General features: G+C 67.7%; 16 protein-coding genes. 9 read left to right on the top strand and 7 right to left on the bottom strand.

Annotated features, from left to right (window positions below; genetic code table 11):
* Positions 1–43 precede the first annotated feature (43 nt).
* Both FBY28_RS07290 and FBY28_RS07285 read right to left on the bottom strand, forming a co-directional pair.
* Entirely contained in the window at positions 44–934 is an 891-nt protein-coding gene (locus FBY28_RS07290) for an NAD(+)/NADH kinase (protein ID WP_141865491.1), read from the bottom strand.
* 150 nt (positions 935–1,084) lie between these two features.
* Positions 1,085–2,083 (bottom strand): SPFH domain-containing protein, encoded by a 999-nt coding sequence (locus tag FBY28_RS07285; protein ID WP_141865489.1) that lies wholly within the window; start codon positions 2,081–2,083, stop codon positions 1,085–1,087.
* Positions 2,084–2,167: 84 nt separating this feature from the next.
* Between FBY28_RS07285 and FBY28_RS07280 the strand changes: the two genes are divergently transcribed.
* The gene (locus FBY28_RS07280) at positions 2,168–2,857 is read left to right on the top strand and encodes an NUDIX hydrolase (RefSeq protein ID WP_141865487.1); all 690 of its coding nucleotides are present in this window, start codon (positions 2,168–2,170) and stop codon (positions 2,855–2,857) included.
* Between the two features lie 51 nt (positions 2,858–2,908).
* A complete protein-coding gene (locus FBY28_RS07275; protein WP_141865486.1) occupies positions 2,909–4,672 on the top strand; it encodes a DUF3556 domain-containing protein in 1,764 nt (587 codons plus the stop codon).
* Between the two features lie 98 nt (positions 4,673–4,770).
* Here the strand turns inward: FBY28_RS07275 and FBY28_RS07270 are convergent, their stop codons facing one another.
* The gene (locus FBY28_RS07270; RefSeq protein WP_141865484.1) at positions 4,771–5,568 is read right to left on the bottom strand and encodes a FadR/GntR family transcriptional regulator; all 798 of its coding nucleotides are present in this window, start codon (positions 5,566–5,568) and stop codon (positions 4,771–4,773) included.
* Positions 5,569–5,744: 176 nt separating this feature from the next.
* On the opposite strand from FBY28_RS07270, the gene FBY28_RS07265 reads away from it, so the two are divergent.
* The 3 genes from FBY28_RS07265 to FBY28_RS07255 are packed head-to-tail and all read left to right on the top strand — an operon-like array spanning position 5,745 to position 8,839.
* Positions 5,745–6,902, top strand: coding sequence for a thiolase family protein (locus tag FBY28_RS07265; protein ID WP_019510876.1), 1,158 nt, complete (start codon positions 5,745–5,747; stop codon positions 6,900–6,902).
* Complete coding sequence (locus FBY28_RS07260) at positions 6,899–7,693, top strand: crotonase/enoyl-CoA hydratase family protein (protein WP_141865482.1); 795 nt, start codon at positions 6,899–6,901, stop codon at positions 7,691–7,693. The genes FBY28_RS07265 and FBY28_RS07260 overlap by 4 nt, the downstream gene beginning before the upstream one ends.
* Positions 7,694–7,696: 3 nt before the next feature.
* Positions 7,697–8,839, top strand: a complete 1,143-nt coding sequence (locus FBY28_RS07255) for an acyl-CoA dehydrogenase family protein (protein WP_019510874.1) — start codon at positions 7,697–7,699, stop codon at positions 8,837–8,839.
* Between the two features lie 173 nt (positions 8,840–9,012).
* Here the strand turns inward: FBY28_RS07255 and FBY28_RS07250 are convergent, their stop codons facing one another.
* Together FBY28_RS07250 and FBY28_RS07245 are read right to left on the bottom strand one after the other, a co-directional pair.
* Positions 9,013–9,771, bottom strand: coding sequence for a fasciclin domain-containing protein (locus FBY28_RS07250; protein ID WP_141865480.1), 759 nt, complete (start codon positions 9,769–9,771; stop codon positions 9,013–9,015).
* A 181-nt stretch (positions 9,772–9,952) separates the two neighbouring features.
* The gene (locus FBY28_RS07245) at positions 9,953–11,200 is read right to left on the bottom strand and encodes an MFS transporter (RefSeq protein WP_141865478.1); all 1,248 of its coding nucleotides are present in this window, start codon (positions 11,198–11,200) and stop codon (positions 9,953–9,955) included.
* 82 nt (positions 11,201–11,282) lie between these two features.
* On the opposite strand from FBY28_RS07245, the gene FBY28_RS07240 reads away from it, so the two are divergent.
* The 4 genes from FBY28_RS07240 to FBY28_RS07225 are packed head-to-tail and all read left to right on the top strand — an operon-like array spanning position 11,283 to position 14,663.
* Positions 11,283–12,239: a GlxA family transcriptional regulator gene (locus FBY28_RS07240; RefSeq protein WP_141865476.1), complete on the top strand. Its 957-nt coding sequence runs from the start codon at positions 11,283–11,285 to the stop codon at positions 12,237–12,239.
* A 25-nt stretch (positions 12,240–12,264) separates the two neighbouring features.
* Positions 12,265–12,777, top strand: a complete 513-nt coding sequence (locus FBY28_RS07235) for a gamma carbonic anhydrase family protein (RefSeq protein WP_141865474.1) — start codon at positions 12,265–12,267, stop codon at positions 12,775–12,777.
* Positions 12,778–12,817: 40 nt separating this feature from the next.
* Positions 12,818–13,945, top strand: coding sequence for an NAD(P)H-binding protein (locus FBY28_RS07230; protein ID WP_141865472.1), 1,128 nt, complete (start codon positions 12,818–12,820; stop codon positions 13,943–13,945).
* A 7-nt stretch (positions 13,946–13,952) separates the two neighbouring features.
* Positions 13,953–14,663, top strand: a complete 711-nt coding sequence (locus FBY28_RS07225) for a CPBP family intramembrane glutamic endopeptidase (RefSeq protein ID WP_141865470.1) — start codon at positions 13,953–13,955, stop codon at positions 14,661–14,663.
* A 2-nt stretch (positions 14,664–14,665) separates the two neighbouring features.
* Here FBY28_RS07225 and tet(V) read toward each other — a convergent pair whose 3' ends face one another.
* Both tet(V) and FBY28_RS07215 read right to left on the bottom strand, forming a co-directional pair.
* Positions 14,666–15,919, bottom strand: coding sequence for a tetracycline efflux MFS transporter Tet(V) (gene tet(V) / locus FBY28_RS07220; protein WP_141870094.1), 1,254 nt, complete (start codon positions 15,917–15,919; stop codon positions 14,666–14,668).
* A 53-nt stretch (positions 15,920–15,972) separates the two neighbouring features.
* A complete protein-coding gene (locus tag FBY28_RS07215; RefSeq protein ID WP_141865468.1) occupies positions 15,973–16,767 on the bottom strand; it encodes an enoyl-CoA hydratase in 795 nt (264 codons plus the stop codon).
* Positions 16,768–16,865 lie beyond the last annotated feature (98 nt).

Below are 16,865 nucleotides of genomic sequence, written 5' to 3'. Positions count from 1 at the left end.
CGGGCGGTGACCGCCCGTATCCTCACCGAAATCACGAGGGGAGTCAGCGCAGCAGCCGCAACCACTGCCGCGCCAGCCCGACGGTGATCCGCTGACCCCAGGACAGGCTAAGCGCGTCGGACTCCACCCCGTCGCCGAACGCGACCAACCGATCGGACTCGACGCGCAGACTCATTGCCGCACACGCCAACTCGCCCTCGACCAGTGCCGTCCCCGTCGTCGGTGAGGGCCAGGCCTCGCGGACGAACCACGCCAGCCGCGCTTCTTCGGGATCGGGCAGCCGGACACTGCGCGCCTGCTGCTGCCAGATCGAACGGCACCACCCGGTGGAGCCCGTGCCGGTCGAGACGATCACTCCCGAGGACGCCTGCTGCTCGACCCGGCCGTCGGGCAGCCCCAGGGTGTAGCGGGCCGTCTGGTGGCCGGCGTGCCCGACGAAGATCTCGTTGAGCGCGGTCAACTGCTGACCGTCGTCGGTCCTGGCGGCAACCATGGCCCGGAACTCGGCGTCGGCGTCGGGGTGCACAGCCGCCCGCACCAGCCCGGCCACCGCCGCGGGCGGGTGGCCCACCAACACACCCGCGTTGCGGTCGGGTTCGGGGTTGATGCCGATAACGGGTTGTCCGAGCAGGTATTTCGCGACATTTGCCACCAGTCCGTCCTGCCCGACGACGATCACGACGTCCTCGGGCTCGAACAGGAACCGAGACAGGTCCGCGCGCTCGACCCGGCCCCGTCGCCAATCCGCGGGTATCGCGGCGCCGACCGTGGTCAAGGCCTCCTGAACCAGGCGGTGCCGCTGCTCCAGCTCGGCGATGTCCTGTCCGCGGCTGCTCAGGAAGTAGGCCGCCTGACCGTGCGTGCCGTGCCGGGCCAGCGCGTCATCCAGTTCGGTGCGGCGGTGCACGATGACCGCCCGCGGTGGCAATGTCATGGCTCGACTCCTGCTCGTTCCGGTCCTCGCTCGTGCCTCGCTGCGATCCTCGCTCGCTTGCGTCTCGCGGGTGTCATGGCTCGACTCCTGCTCGTTCCGGTCCTCGCTCGTGCCTCGCTGCGATCCTCGCTCGCTTGCGTCTCGCGGTGCTCATGACGTCGCCCCCAGCCGCGCCAGCACCGGCGCCAGCAGATCCGGTGTCAACACCAGGTGTTCCACCTTCGGCAGGTTCGCCGCCAACTCCTTGACCGCCAATCCGATCAACGTTGCCTCGTCCAGGTCGCGGTAGGCCGCCAGCCGGGCGGCCTCGGCATCGGCTTCGGCTGCGCCGACCAACCGTGCGGCCTGTGCCTGTGCTTCGGCCAGTGCGACCTCGCGTCGCGCCTTGGCCTCGGTGGCGATGGCATCGGCCGCCCAGGATTCCTGGGTCTTGAGCCGGTCGTTGGCGCCGTTCTGGGCCACCAACTCCTCTTCGCGACGGGCGAGTTCGATCTTGGTCTGCAACTCGTTCTCACCGATGGCGCGCTCGCGTTCCACGGCCAGCGCGCGGCGCTCGAAGGTTGCCTTGTCGGCATCCTGTTGCACCTTCTCACGCGTCGGCGTCTGCAGTGCACGTTCGACCTCCGGTTCTGGCCGGATGGCCACCACCCGCACGCCGATCACGGCGATGCCGGTTTCGGCCAGGCGCAGATCGGCGGTCAACCCGCCGCTCATCCGCTCCCGGACCGCGGTGATCCCGTCTACCAGTGCATCGGTCAGCGCCGTGCGCGCCAACAGGTCCAGCGCGTGCTGCTGTGCCGATTCGGTCAACAGGCCGGCCACCTGCTCCAGCGGCGCCGCCCGCCACGCTCCGGTGTCGACGTCGATGGCGAAAGCGATACGGGCGGCCGCCAATGCGGGATCGACGATGCGGTAGGTGACCGTCGCCTGCACGGTGACGTCCTGGAAATCGGCGGTGCGGGCGTGGAAGAACAACGGCAGTTCGCGGTCGTCGAGCGGAATCTCCGACAGCGCCGCGGTGAGCGGACGGAACCAGAACGCCAGTCCGGCCCCGTCGTGGCTGACCTTCCCGGACCGCAGTGCGCGGATGTGCGCGGTCGGTGCCACCCGCAGGTGACGGATCAGTGGGTATCGGGTGATTACGGCCATCGGGCCACCTCCTGGTTGATTATCGTCATTTCGACGATAAGCCTGGGCGTGGCTTTTCGTCAAGATGACGATTACGCTGCGGGGGTGTCCTACGACTCGGGTGACCATCCGCCGGTCGCCGTCGCCGTCGATCTGGTGACGCTGACCATCCGGTCCGACGCGTTGTGCGCGCTGATGGTGCGCCGCGGCGTGGAGCCGTTCCGTGACCGCTGGGCGTTACCCGGCGGATTCGTGCGCCCCGACGAGGATCTCGATGCCGCCGCCGGACGCGAGTTGGCCGAGGAAACCGGCCTGACGACCGACCGGCTGCACCTCGAGCAGCTCGCTAGTTACGGTGCACCGCAACGTGACCCGCGGATGCGGGTGGTTTCCGTCGCCTACCTCGGGTTGGCGCCCGATCTTCCGCTGCCCGTCCCCGGCGGCGATGCCGACGGCGCGCAATGGCTGCCGGTGGCCGCCCTCGCCGGCCTGGCGTTCGACCATGACCGGATCCTGGCCGACGGAGTCGAACGCGCAAGGGCCAAACTGGAATACACCCCGCTGGCCACCACGTTCTGCCCGGCCGAATTCACCGTGGCAGAACTGCGTCGTGTGTATGAGATCGTTTGGGGGACAACCCTGGACAGTCGCAACTTTCATCGAAAGGTGACCGGGGCCGACGGATTCCTGGTGTCGACGGGCCGCACCACCGGACGCGATGGCGGTAGGCCTGCCCAGCTGTACCGGCGGGGAGACCTGCAGCTGTTGCACCCGCCGATGATGCGTGCCGGATGAGATCGCCGAAGTGCTGGCGGTCGCACTAGAACACGTTCTAATCTGACCGGCATGGGATTCCTGAAGCAGAACACTCCGGTGATCGACTTCGAGGAGTGGAGCAAGGGCACCCGCGCCGAACGGATCGTCCCGATGGCGCGGCACTGGGCCGAGGTCGGCTTCGGCACACCGGTGGCCCTGCACCTCTTCTACGTCGTGAAGATCCTCGCCTACATCCTGGTGGCCTGGGTGTTGGTGTTGTCCACCACCGATGGCCTCGGCGGGTTCACCGACGTCACGTCCTGGTACGCCGAGCCGATCCTGTACCAGAAGGTCGTCTTCTACACGATGCTCTTCGAGGTCGTCGGCTTCGGCTGCGGATTCGGGCCGCTGAACAATCGCTTCTTCCCGCCGATGGGATCGATCCTGTACTGGTTGCGGCCCGGCACCATTCGCCTGCCACCGTGGCCCAACCGGATCCCGCTGACCAGAGGAGACGGCCGCACCGTGCTGGACGTGGTGCTCTACGCGGCGCTGCTGGTGATGCTCGTCGTCGCCCTCTTTTCGCAAGGCACCGGACCCATCCCGGAACTGGGCACCGACGTCGGGGTGCTGCCGGTCTGGCAGACCGCGACGATCCTCGCACTGCTGGCGCTGGCCGGGCTGCGCGACAAGGTGATCTTCCTGGCCGCCCGCGGCGAGGTGTACGGATCGCTGGCGTTCTGCTTCCTGTTCAGCGGCGCCGACATCATCATCGCCGCGAAGCTGGTGTGCCTGGTCATCTGGTTGGGCGCGGCCACATCGAAGCTCAACAAGCACTTCCCGTTCGTCATCTCCACCATGATGAGCAACAACCCGATCTTCCGGTCGCCGGCGATCAAACGAAAGTTCTTCGAGCACTTCCCCGACGACCTGCGGCCCGGCTGGCGATCCCGATTCATCGGACACTTCTCGACCGCCGTCGAGGGGCTGGTGCCGTTGGTGCTGTTCTTCAGTCACGGGGGTGTGGCCGGTGCGGTCGCCGCGGCGATCATGCTCATCTTCCATTTCGGCATCCTGAGCTCCATCCCGATGGGTGTGCCACTGGAGTGGAACGTCTTCATGATGTTCAGCGTGCTGACGCTGTTCATCGGCCAGGCGCCGATCGGGTTCGGCGACCTGAACAGCCCGTGGCCGCTGGTGCTCTTCGCTGTCGTTGCCGGCACCGTCGTGCTGGGAAATCTGTTCCCGCGCAAGGTGTCCTTCCTGCCCGGCATGCGCTACTACGCCGGGAACTGGGACACCTCGCTGTGGTGCATCAAACCCTCGGCCGATGCGAAGATCGCCGCGGGTATCGTCGCGATCGCGAGCATGCCCGCCGCCCAGCTGGAGAAGTTCTATGGCAGCAAGGAGGCCGCGCAGATCCCGATGTACATGGGGTATGCGTTCCGCTCGTTCAACACCCATGGTCGTGCCCTGTTCACCCTGGCCCACCGGGCGATGGCCGGGCACAACGAGGACGATTACACGCTGACCGACGGCGAGCGGATCGTGTCCACCGCCATCGGTTGGAACTTCGGCGACGGCCACATGAGCAACGAACAGTTGGTGGCTGCCCTGCAGTCACGCTGCCACTTCGAGCCCGGCGAGGTGCGCATCGTGATGCTCGACGCGCAACCCATCCACCGCCAAACCCAGCAGTACCGGCTGGTCGACGCCGCGACCGGAGAGTTCGAGCGCGGCCACGTCAAGGTCGCCGATATGGTGACCCGCCAGCCGTGGGACGACACGGTGCCGGTGCACGACGTGGTCAGCTCATCGACCCTGCGTCAGGGGCGGGAGAGTGCGGGTGGCTGAGGCCCTGACGACAGAGTCAACGGGAAGAACTCAGCCCATGACATCGGGGTGATCCGCGAGCTCCTCAGCCCATGACATCGGGGTGATCCGCGAGCTCCTCAGCCCATGACATCGCGGACCTTGACGGTCTCCATGCCCTTGAGCAGTAGTTCCCGGGCGGTGTCGAGATGCTTACGCCAGTGCGCCTCGGCGGCCCCGCCGTCACCCGAGCGCATCAACGTCATCAACCGCTTGTAGGACCGCATCAGCATCTCGAAGTCCGACTTGGACAGCGGTCGGTTCTCCTTCATGGCGAAGGCGGTGTGCCGCACCGTGATCTCGTGCAGCATCCCGGCCATGATCGTCAGCGTCGCGTTGCCCGACAGCTCCACCATGCGCTGGTGGAAGTCGCCCGTCGTCTCGGCCATGCGGCCCGTCTCGCGCCCGGACGGGACATACTCGGCGATCATCGTGTCGAGTTCGTCGTAGGCCGCCGTGTTGCCCGACTCGGTGAGCAGGCGCACCGCCATCGGCTCGATACCGGCGCGAGCGGTCATCACATCGGCGATGGTGGCCCCGGAGAGCTCCAGGAGAAGACCCACCGGGCGGGCGACGATCTCGGGGCCGGGTACCCGCACCCGGGCGCCGGTGCGTGAACCGCGGCGCACCTCGACGAGCCGCTCGGACTCCAGCACCCGCACGGCCTCTCGCAACGTGGGGCGGCTGACCCCGAAATGCGCCATCAGTTCGGCCTCGTTGGGCAGGAAGTCGCCCTCCTTGAGCTGGCCGTCGACCACCATGCGCCGCAGGGTGCCCGCGACCAGCTCGGCGGTCTTCGGGCTCCGGATGGGCGCACCGGCCACCGAGGGGACGGCATCGCGGCCGATCATCGGCGAAAGCGGGGTGCTGCCTGCCACGGTGGGCTCCTCTGGGCTAACGTGCGTCTAGGTGTTCAACTCAGTAAACCATGTCGGGGCACGCGCGGCCGGTATCCGAGTTCACCGGTCGTCTACCAACCAGTAGGTTGACCTAGTAAACCTTCTGCTCTACCTTCACCTATATATAGCGCCTACAACCTTCGAAGGAGAAGTTCATGGCTGAAGCGGTCATTGTCGAAGCGGTGCGGTCACCAGTCGGGAAGCGCAACGGCGCCCTGTCCGGTGTGCACGCCGCCGATCTGTCGGCACAGGTGCTCAACGGCCTGGTCGAACGCGCCGGTGTCGACCCCGCCCTGGTCGACGATGTCATCTGGGGCTGCGTCATGCAGGCCGGCGAGCAGGCCCTCGACATCGCGCGTACCGCGGTGCTTTCCGCGGGCTGGCCCGAGACCGTCCCCGGCGTGACCGTGGATCGCCAGTGCGGTTCCAGCCAGCAGTCGCTGCACTTCGCCGTCGCCGGTGTGATCGCCGGACATTACGACGTCGTGGTCGCCGGTGGCGTCGAGTCGATGTCGCGCACGCCGATGGGTTCCTCGCTGGCCAACGGCGGGCATCCCTACCCCGATGCTTTCCGGGCGCGCTACGAGCAGACCCCCAACCAGGGTGTCGGCGCCGAGATGATCGCCGACCAGTGGGGCTTCTCGCGCACCCAGCTCGATGAGTTCTCCCTGCGCTCGCATGAGAAGGCCGCTGCCGCACAGGATTCCGGCGCATTCAAGGACCAGATCGTGGGCATCAAGACCAAGGACGCCGACGGCAACGACACGGTCGTGCTCGAAGACGGCGGCATCCGCCGCGGCGGCACGGTCGAGTCGATGGCCAAGATCAAACCGGCCTTCCGCGAGGACGGCGTGATCCACGCCGGTAACTCCAGCCAGATCTCCGACGGATCGGCCGCACTGCTGGTCATGTCGGCAGAGAAGGCCAAGGACCTCGGTCTCAAGCCGCTGGCCAAGGTGCACACCGCGGTGCTGGCCGGCGCCGACCCGGTCATCATGCTGACCGCGCCCATCCCGGCCACCCAGAAGGCGCTGGCCAAGTCGGGTCTGAGCGTCGATCAGATCGGTGCGTTCGAGGTCAATGAGGCGTTCGCCCCGGTGCCCATGGCGTGGCTGAAGGATATCGGCGCCGACGAGAACAAACTCAACCCCAATGGCGGCGCCATCGCGCTGGGCCACCCGCTCGGCGGCTCCGGCGCGCGCATCCTGACCACCCTGCTCTATCACATGCGGGACAACAACATTCAGTACGGACTGCAGACCATGTGCGAGGGTGGCGGCCAGGCCAACGCGACCATCCTGGAGCTGTTGTGAGCAACGATCAGCCCGGGGCGCTCACCGAGAAGCGCGGGAATGTCCTGATCATCACGATCAACCGGCCCGACGCCCGCAATGCGGTCAACGCGTCGGTGTCGACCGCCGTCGGCGATGCCCTGCAGGCAGCCCAGGACGACCCGGACGTGCGGGTCATCGTGCTGACCGGCTCAGGGGACAAGTCCTTCTGTGCCGGAGCGGATCTCAAGGCGATCTCACGCGGGGAGAACCTGTTCCACCCGGAGCATCCGGAGTGGGGCTTCGCCGGGTACGTGCGGCACTTCGTCGACAAGCCGACGATCGCCGCGGTCAACGGCACCGCCCTCGGTGGCGGCACCGAGCTGGCCCTGGCCAGTGATCTGGTGGTTGCCGAGGAGCGCGCGAAATTCGGTCTGCCCGAAGTGAAGCGCGGTCTGATCGCCGGCGCGGGCGGGGTGTTCCGCATCGTGGCGCAACTGCCGCAGAAGCTGGCACTTGAGCTGGTGTTCACCGGAGAACCGCTGTCGTCGGCCGACGCGCTCAAATGGGGTCTGATCAACAAGGTCGTGCCCGACGGCACCGTCGTCGACGCGGCACTGGAACTGGCCGAACGCATCGCGGTCAACGCGCCGTTGGCGGTTCGGGCCAGCAAGCGGGTGTCCTACGGGGCCGTCGACGGCGTCGTCGCCGCCGACGAACCGTTCTGGAAGCAGACGTTCGGCGAGTTCGCGACGCTGCTCAAGACCGAGGACGCCATGGAGGGACCGTTGGCATTCGCGCAGAAGCGCGAGCCCGTCTGGAAGGCGAAGTAAGCAGTGAAGAGACTGGTTTTCGAAACCGAACACGAGCAGCTCCGGGAGACCGCCAAGCAGTTCCTGGAGAAGGAGTGTCTGCCCAACGTGGAGAAGTGGGAGGCCAATCGTCTGGTCGACCGCGAAGCCTATGTGGCGGCAGGCAATTACGGCCTCATCGGGTTCAACATGCCCGAGGAGTACGGCGGCGGCGGAGTCGACGATTTCCGCTTCAACGCGGTGATCGTCGAGGAGTTCGCCAAGTTCGGACTGGCGTGCCCCGGCATCAGCCTGCAGAACGACATCGTCGGCCCGTACTTCAAGAACCTGGCCACCAAGGAGCAGCTGGACCGTTGGATGCCCGGCTTCGCCAGCGGTGAGCTGATCGGCGCCATCGCCATGAGCGAGCCCGGCGCGGGAAGCGATCTCGCCGGTATCCGCACCACCGCGGTGCGCGATGGCGACGACTGGATCGTCAACGGCTCCAAGACCTTCATCTCCGCCGGTATCAACTCCGACCTGGTCGTGGTGGTGGCGCGCACCGATCCCGAAGCCGGCCACAAGGGCTTCTCGCTGCTGGTCGTCGAGCGGGACATGGAGGGCTTCACCCGCGGTCGCAAGCTGGACAAGATGGGCCAGCATGCCGCCGACACCTCCGAGCTGAACTTCGAGGACGTCCGCGTCCCCGCGGCCAACCTGCTCGGCAAGGAGGGCAGGGGCTTCTACCACCTGATGGAGAATCTGCCGTCCGAGCGGCTGTCGATCGCCATCGCCGGTGTCGCCGGAGCGCGCGCCACCTTCGACGAGACGCTGCAGTACGTCAAGGACCGCAAGGCCTTCGGACAGCCGATCGGCAGCTTCCAGAACAGCCGTTTCGTGATGGCCGAGCTGGAGACCGAACTCGACATCGCCGAGCAGTACGTGGATCGCTGCCTGCAGGCCGTCGTCGACGGTGAGCTGACCGCGGTCGAGGCCGCCAAGGCCAAGTGGTGGTGCACCGAGCTGGGCAAGAAGGTCGTCGACCAGTGCCTGCAGCTGCACGGTGGCTACGGATACATGAACGAGTACCGGGTGGCCAAGGACTATGTCGATGTGCGGATCCAGACGATCTACGGCGGCACCACCGAGATCATGAAGGAGATCATCGGCCGAGACCTGGGTCTGTAAAGAGCCGAAACAACGAGAGCGGCGCCCGACTCCCTGGGGGAGCGGGCGCCGTTTTCGTGTCTACGACCACCTGGTTTCAGCGGGCGGATCGTCCGAGCCCGTGAGACCGAGCGCACGCAGAAACGGCGCCCGACTCGTGGGAGTGGGCGCCGTTTCGACGGAAAGTGGAAGACCTATCCGGCTGCGGTTTCGGTGACGGTGACGGTCGCCGGGGTCTCGGCGGCACCGGAGGTCGGCGTCGCCGACGTGGTGGTCTCGGCTGCCGAGGTGCTCGTCGTGGCGGACGTGCTGCTCGAGGTGGTCGTCGGCGTGACGCTCGCCGGCGCGGTGTTCGGATCCAGCACGGTGTCGATGATGTAGACCCGCATGTGGTCGGCGCCGATCCCGCCGCAGGTGACCTTGGCCTGCTCGTTGACGGTCAGGTTGTTCTCATCGCCCTTGACGGTCACCGGCTTGCCCTGCTGGGTGTAGATGATGCCCTTGATGTCGTTGGGGGTCAGGATGCCCAGCGCCATGTGGTAGTAGACGGTGGCGGTCGCGGCGACCGGGTCGGTCTTGAGCGTTTCGAGCTGCTCGGGCGTGAGCTTGGCGAAGGCCTCATTGCTGGGCGCGAACACGATGTAGGGGCCGTTGTCGAGCACTGAGGCCACGTTCACGGCCGGGTTCAACTGCCCGGACACCAGCTCGCTGAAGGTCGAGATCTCCGGGATGCTGGCCAGCGCGGCCGAGGACTGCGCCTTGGACAGCACGGCCAGCGATCCGGGCCCGGACGCCACGGACTTGATGGCCTCGCAGCCCGGTCCCTTGGGCTCCGGGATCACCATGTTCGGGGTCGTGGGTTCTTCGGCCTGGGCCGTGACCGCGGTTCCCGCGAAGACGATGGCCGCCGATGCGACGGCGACGCCGAAGAGCTTTCCGGTGCGAGCGTGCACGTGTTTTCCTCCGCTCAAGACAGGGTGTCTGTGTCCCTGGGTTGGTCGGCGCGCAGCAGCGGAAACTCTGAGATCTCCAGCGTTGCCCACCGTCAGCTAACTGATGTTGACGAGCCATGGCGTCCCCGCAGCGCCGGTTGAATCGTATGCGGCGGCCCCGGTGAGGCCAAATGCAGAGCCGTCAGCGTGCCGGGCGGCGCACCGCCGCGCACAGCAGTGCCGCGATCAGACACAGCCCGGCGGCCAGGTAAAACGCCAGGTCATACTGGCCCTGGAGATCACGGATCCAGCCGGCACCGGCCGCGGCGGCGGCGGCCCCGAGCTGATGCGCGGCGAACACCCAGCCGAACACGATCGGCGCGCGGGAGCCGAAGAATTCCCGGCACAGCACGATCGTCGGCGGCACGGTCGCCACCCAGTCCAACCCGTAGAAGATGACGAAAACCCATGTGCTCGGCTCGGCGTGCGGTGACAGCAGCGACGGCAGCAGCACCAGCGACAGGCCCCGCCCCGCGTAATAGACACACAACAGCACGCGCGGGTCGACGCGGTCGGTCAGCCACCCCGAGAAGATGGTCCCGACCACGTCGAGCACGCCGATGGTCGCCAGCAATCCCGCGGCAAGGGTCGTCGGCATCCCATGGTCGTGGGCGGCCGGGATGAAGTGTGTGCCGATCAGTCCGTTGGTGGTCATCCCGCAGATGGCGAAGCTGCCTGCCAGTAGCCAGAACGCCCGCGAACGCAGGCCGATGCGCAAGCCCTCGAACGCGGCGCCGAACGATCCGCCTGCTACCGGCGCGGGCTCGTCGGAGGTCGCGCCGTAGGCGGTCAGCCCGACGTCCTGCGGCCGGTTGCGCATGAACACCGCCACCAACGGGACCACCGCCAACGCCGCTCCCGCGACGATCAGTGCCGCCCAACGCCAGCCGTGCGTCGTGGTCACCTGGGCCACCACCGGCAGGAAGATCAGCTGCCCGGTGGCGCTTGCGGCGGTCAGCACCCCGGTGACCAGGCCGCGGCGGGCCTCGAACCACCGGGTGGCCACGGTGGCCACGAAGCCCATGGAGATGGCGCCGGTGCCGATTCCGACCAGTACGCCCCACAGCAGCACCAGTTGCCAGCCGGTGGTCATCACGACGCTCAGCGCCGATCCGGCCGCGATCAGGGCCAGCGCGCCCGCCAGCACCGGGCGGACCCCGAGACGGTCCATCAGCGCGGCGGCGAACGGCGCGGTGACGCCGAACAGCGTCATGTTGACCGACATCGCCAGCCCGATGGTGCCGTGGCTCCAGCCGAACTCCTCGTGCAGCGGCACCATGAACACCCCGGGGACCGACCGGAACGCCGCGGCGCCCAGCAGCGCGACGAAGCTGACGCCGGCGATCACCCAGGCCCAGTGCACCCGGCCAGGGGCACGCAGAACTGTCATGGCATGACTGTCACCGACGGGAGTGCCGTCCACCAGTGGCATAAATGACAGCACCCGTCAAAAACGTGCCAAACTGGATCGCATGCACCGCGTCGCCGTATTGCTGTTGCCGCCGGTGGTGGGCTTCGACGCCACCATCGCCCCGACGCTGTTCGGCAGCGCCGCCGGCACCACCGGCGATCCGCTGTACGAGGTGATCACCTGCGCCGTCGAGCCGGGTCCGGTGCCCTCGACCAACGGGTTCGCCCTGCTGCCGACGGCCGGACCCGACGCGCTGGCCGAGGCCGACACCGTCGTGGTTCCCGGAACCCGCTACCCACCGGCCCGACTCGACGGCACCCTGGAACCCGCGGTGCGCGCGGCCCTTGCCGGAATCCGGCCGGGTACCCGGCTGGTCTCGATCTGCACCGGTGCGTTCGTGCTGGCCGCCGCAGGCGTGCTGGATGGGCGGCCGGCCACCACGCACTGGCGGTACGCCGACGCGCTGCGCGCGCTGCACCCGGCGGTGTGTGTGGATGCGAACGTGTTGTTCGTCGACGACGGTGACGTGCTCACCTCGGCCGGGCTGGCCGCCGGGATAGACCTGTGCCTGCACATCATTCGGTCCGATCACGGTGTCCAGGTGGCCAACGACGTGGCGCGCCACTGCGTGGTGCCGCCGTGGCGCGAGGGCGGCCAGGCGCAGTTCATCGACCGGCAGGTTCCGCTTTCCGATCACGCGTCGACGGCGGCGACCCGGCAATGGGCGCTCGATCATCTGGACGAGGAGCTGACCGTGCAGCACCTGGCGCGGCACGCGCATATGAGCCCGCGCACGTTCAATCGCCGCTTCCGGGCGGAAACCGGTGAGGCACCGGCCAGTTGGGTCCGCAACCGGCGCCTGGACCATGCCAGGGAACTGCTCGAATCACAGGACCTGTCCATCGACGAGGTGGCCCGCCGAGCCGGCCTGGGCACCGGCGGGAATCTGCGTCACCATCTGCGCCGCGGCGTGGGAATGTCGCCCTCGAGTTACCGCAAGGTGTATCAGGGGAGCTAGCCGCGGCCCGTTTACCATGACGGCCATGGCTGAACCGCTGATCATCCCCATCCAGGGCCGCGCCCCGCAGTTGCACGCCGAATCCTGGGTGGCCCCCAACGCCACCGTGATCGGACAGGTCACCCTGGCCGCGAAGGCCAGCGTCTGGTACGGCGCCACCCTGCGGGCCGAGTTCGAACCCATCGAGATCGGTGCCGGTTCCAACCTGCAGGACGGCGTCACGGTGCATGTCGACCCGGGTTTCCCGGTGCGGGTGGGTTCCGGGGTGAGTGTCGGCCACAACGCGGTGCTGCACGGTTGCACCGTCGAGGACGACTGCCTGATCGGGATGGGGGCGGTCGTGCTCAACGGAGCCGTCATCGGCGCCGGCTCGCTCGTGGGAGCCGGTGCGGTGGTACCCCAGGGAACGGTCGTGCCACCGGGATCCCTGGTTGCCGGTGTCCCGGGCAAGGTACGCCGCGAACTCAGCGACGAGGAAAAGGCCGGTAATCAGCTGAATGCGCAGGTCTATCAGGGCCTGATCGAGCTCCATCGCTAGCGGCGCTTAAGTTCGGCGCGGCCTGGGTACGTTGGGGCGTATGCGGATCTTGATGACCGGTGCGACCGGCTACATCGGCTCCCGCCTGGTCGGCGAACTGCTCGACGCGGGCCATCAGGTGGTGGTGACCAGCCGGAAACCCGAACGCCTGCGCGCCTATGGCTGGTTCGACGGGGTTTCCGTCGTGCAGTTGGACGCACGCGAGAAGGATTCGGCAACAAAGGCATTCGATGATGCCGGGCAGATCGACACGGTGTACTACCTGGTGCACGGCATCGGTGACCCCGGGTTCCGGGAGGTCGACAACCGTGCCGCGGCCAACGTGGCGAAGGCGGCCAAGGCCGCCGGTGTGGGCCGCATCGTGTACCTGGGCGGGTTCGTCCCCGGTGACGAGGAGCTCTCCGACCACCTGGCCGGCCGGGCCGAGGTCGCCGAGGCGCTGACCGAGCCCGGGGGAGCGGAGCTGGTGTGGCTCGGCGCGGCATTGATCTTCGGCGCCGGGTCGACCTCGTTCGAGATCCTGCGTTATGTCGGCGACCGTTTCCCGGTCCTGCCGATCCCGAGCTGGATGCACAACCCGATCGATCCGATCTCCATCCGGGACGTCCTGCACTATCTGGTGGCCGCGGCCGATCCGGAGCGCGTCCCGGCCGGCTCGTATGACATCTACGGTCCCGAGCGAACCACCTATCGGGATCTGCTCGCCGGCTATGCCAGGTTGGCCGGCAACATCAGGGTCGAGATCCCGGTGGGCCCGGTGCCGACCGTGCTCGCCTCCAAGGTGTCCGCGCTGGCACTGCCGGTGCCGGGCAGCCTGACCGCGGACCTCACCGCCTCCCTCGACTACCCGATGGTGGCCACCGACGCGGGCCTGCGTGACCTGGTTGCCGACCCCGACGGTGGTCTGCTCGGCGTCGACGAGTCGATCCGCCGTTCGCTGGCCCGGCACCGGCGTCGCCCGGTCAACGATCTGGCCGACCCGCATCATCTTGCCGACACCGACCCGGACTGGGCCGGTGGAGATTTCGCCCGCATCCGGGAACTGACACCGTCGATCGTGCGACCGGCGCTGGGCGTCCTGGCGCCGTTGCCCGGTCCAGCGCGGGCGACCGTCCGCACGGGCCTGGACGTCCTTGCCGAGATCGCGGCCAAGGTGGATCCGAGGTGAGCCCGCGGTGACGAACCGGACGAAGTGGACCGGTGAGCTCCGTAGGATCGCAGGCCGCAAGGCACCGCCATCGGACGAGCCGGCCGCGGTGGTCGGCCGCCGCAAGTTCGTGGTCGGTGCGGTGCTGCTGGTGGGTGCCGCGCTACTCGGCTACTCGCTGAGCAGACCTCCCGGCGACGATACGTTCATCTGGCTCACCCTTGCGCTGGCGGGCGTGTGGGCCATCGGCGCGTACTGCTCCGGACCGTTGCACATGGGCCGCGTCGACTTCCGCGGGCGGATGCGTCGTCCCCTCATCACCGGGACGGCGATCGGGCTCGGGCTGAGTGCGGTGTTCGTGGTCGGCGGGTTGGTGGCGCGCGAGATCCCCGGCGTCAACGACTACATCCGCGACGTGTTGGAGTACTCGAAATCGGGGCCGCTGTACCTGATCGTGTTCATCACGGTGATCAACGGACTCGCCGAGGAGATGTTCTTCCGCGGATCGCTGTACACGGCGCTGTTGCGGCACCGTCCCGTACTCACCTCGACGGTGCTGTACGTGATCGCCACCGCGGCCACCACCGGCAATCCGATGCTCGGTTTTGCCGCGATCATCCTGGGCACCGTCTGCGCGTTCTTGCGTCGGGCCACCGGCGGGGTGCTGGCCCCCATGCTCGTGCACTTCTTCTGGGGACTGGTGATGGTGCTGGCCCTGCCGCCGATCTTCGGGGTCTGATCTCAGCCGTCGAGCGGATGCTCGATCTCGTCGCGCGACATCCGGGCCATCAGATACGCCGCACCACCCAACAGCACCGGGCCCACCCCGGCCGCCAGGAAGATGGTCTCTACGGCGATCATCTTGGACAGCGGGCCCACCAGCGCCATCGACACCGGCATGAACACCAGCGATACGAAGAAGTCCAGGCTGGACACCCGGCCCAGCATCGCCGGTGGCACCCGGCGCTGCAAGAGCGTGCCCCAAATGACCATCGCCGCACCGCTTGTCGCCCCGACGACGAACGACGCCACCGCCATCCAGACAAACGATGTGGTGTAACCGATGACGATGATCGGGATGTTGCCCACCGTCCAGGACGCCATCATCACCGTCAGGTAGCGGCGGGGCAGCGTCCGCGAGGACACCGCGAGCGCACCGATCGCGCTGCCGAGTCCGAACGCGGCCAGCACGAAACCGAAGATGCGCTCGCCGTGTTCGAAACGCGCGTTGGTGATGAACGGCAGCAGGACCTCGATCGGTCCCATGATCAACAGGATGAACCCGCTGGCGAACAACAGCGTCGCCAGCAGCCACGGTGTGCGCGCCATGAAGCGGAATCCCTCGCGCAGATCACCCAGGACGTGTGTCTTCTCCCGGGTGACTTCGCCGGGTTGCGCGACCGGACGGGTGGCGATCAGCAGGCACAAGCCGAGACCGAACAGCGCCGCGCAGACGACGGCACCGACCGTGGGGAAGGTGGCGCCGATCAGCACACCGGCGACCGCCGGGCCGATCGCCTGTTGCAATGTCGGGCGCATGACGCCCTCGATCCCGTTGGCGGCCAGCAATTGTTCGGCCGGCAACAGCCGCGGCAGGATGGCGCTGTAGGCGGGGAAGAAGAATGCCGCCCCGATGCCGAGCGCCGCCGCCGCGACGGCCATGTGCCACAGGGCAAGCTCGCCGAGAAGACCGAGTGCGGCCACGGCCGTCACCGCGGCGGTGTTCACCGTCTCGACCGCGATGATGATGGCGCGCTGCGGGAATCGGTCGGCAGCGATACCGCCGACGAGGACGAATGCCACCAGGCCGATGGCCAGACAGCTCGCCACCAGGGACAGCGCCGCGGGGTCGTTGCTGATCGCGATGACCTGGAGCGCCATCACGACGGTCCACATGCCGGTGGCGAAGATCGAGCACGCCACGGCGGCGATCAGCAGCCGGTAGTCGCGGATCTTGAAGGGTGCCAGTACGCGCCAACCACCGCGGGCGTCCACATGCGTACTCACGTGGTCGATGGTGGCGCAATGACGACGCTCAGTCCACCGATTTAACCATCGCCGAAGGCGGGTTTCCTGCCCTGTTGGAAGGCCTTGGCGCCCTCCACGAAGTCCTCGGCGGCCAGCAGGGTCAACTGACCCTCCCGCTCGCGTTCGATGGCCGCCTCCAGTTCGGTCAGCGTCGCCTCGTTGATGGCCTGCTTGGTCTTACGCAGCGCCACCGCGGGCCCGCCGGAAAGTGTTGCGAGCACGGTGTTCACCGCGTCGTCGAGGTCCTCGGGCGCGTGCACCGAGGTCACCAGGCCCCAGTCGTAGGCCTGCGCGGCGGTGATGCGCTCGGCGAGCAGCGCCATCCGTTGCGCGCGGATCCGGCCGACGGCCGCCGCCACCAGGGCCGAGGCGCCGCCGTCGGGCATCAGCCCGATCTTGGTGAAGGCCAACATGAAGAACGCCTTCTCCGAGGCGAGGACGATGTCGCAGGCGATGGCCAGCGACACCCCGACGCCCGCAACGGGTCCCTGCACCACCGAGACCACCGGTTTGGGCAGTGCGACGATGGCCCGCACCGCGCGGTTGGCACCGTCGAGGGCGCGGCGGGGACCGTCGGTGTCGGTCTCGGAGACGTCATCGGCGCCGATGCTGGCGCCCGAGCTGAAACCGCGGCCCGCGCCGGACAACTTCACGACGCGGACGTCCACGTCGGTGGCGGCCTGTTCGAGCGTGTCGGCGATGCCGTTGAGCATGTCCTCCGTCAACGAGTTCAGCGTGTCGGGGCGATTCAAGGTCACCGAGAGCACGCCGTCGGCGAGCTGTACGGGGAGCTGATCGATGCTGCGGTAGGTCATCTGTTGCCTTCACGTTCGGCGGGCGGGTGGCCCGAAGCCGGTCGACTTGGTTATACAAGTAAGCTATGTCGGCGGTCAACTAATCAGGATTTGAAACT

Source organism: Arthrobacter sp. SLBN-53, assembly GCF_006715585.1.
Taxonomy (GTDB): Bacteria; Actinomycetota; Actinomycetes; order Mycobacteriales; family Mycobacteriaceae; genus Mycobacterium; species Mycobacterium neoaurum_A.
This window is presented reverse-complemented; position numbering and strand designations above follow the sequence as displayed.

Coding starts and splice junctions, on each gene's coding strand:
- FBY28_RS07290 (WP_141865491.1), bottom strand. CDS start 934: ATGACATTGCCACCGCGGGCGGTCATCGTGCACCGCCGCACCGAACTG.
- FBY28_RS07285 (WP_141865489.1), bottom strand. CDS start 2,083: ATGGCCGTAATCACCCGATACCCACTGATCCGTCACCTGCGGGTGGCA.
- FBY28_RS07275 (WP_141865486.1), top strand. CDS start 2,909: ATGGGATTCCTGAAGCAGAACACTCCGGTGATCGACTTCGAGGAGTGG.
- FBY28_RS07265 (WP_019510876.1), top strand. CDS start 5,745: ATGGCTGAAGCGGTCATTGTCGAAGCGGTGCGGTCACCAGTCGGGAAG.
- FBY28_RS07245 (WP_141865478.1), bottom strand. CDS start 11,200: ATGACAGTTCTGCGTGCCCCTGGCCGGGTGCACTGGGCCTGGGTGATC.
- FBY28_RS07240 (WP_141865476.1), top strand. CDS start 11,283: ATGCACCGCGTCGCCGTATTGCTGTTGCCGCCGGTGGTGGGCTTCGAC.
- FBY28_RS07235 (WP_141865474.1), top strand. CDS start 12,265: ATGGCTGAACCGCTGATCATCCCCATCCAGGGCCGCGCCCCGCAGTTG.
- FBY28_RS07230 (WP_141865472.1), top strand. CDS start 12,818: ATGCGGATCTTGATGACCGGTGCGACCGGCTACATCGGCTCCCGCCTG.
- FBY28_RS07215 (WP_141865468.1), bottom strand. CDS start 16,767: ATGACCTACCGCAGCATCGATCAGCTCCCCGTACAGCTCGCCGACGGC.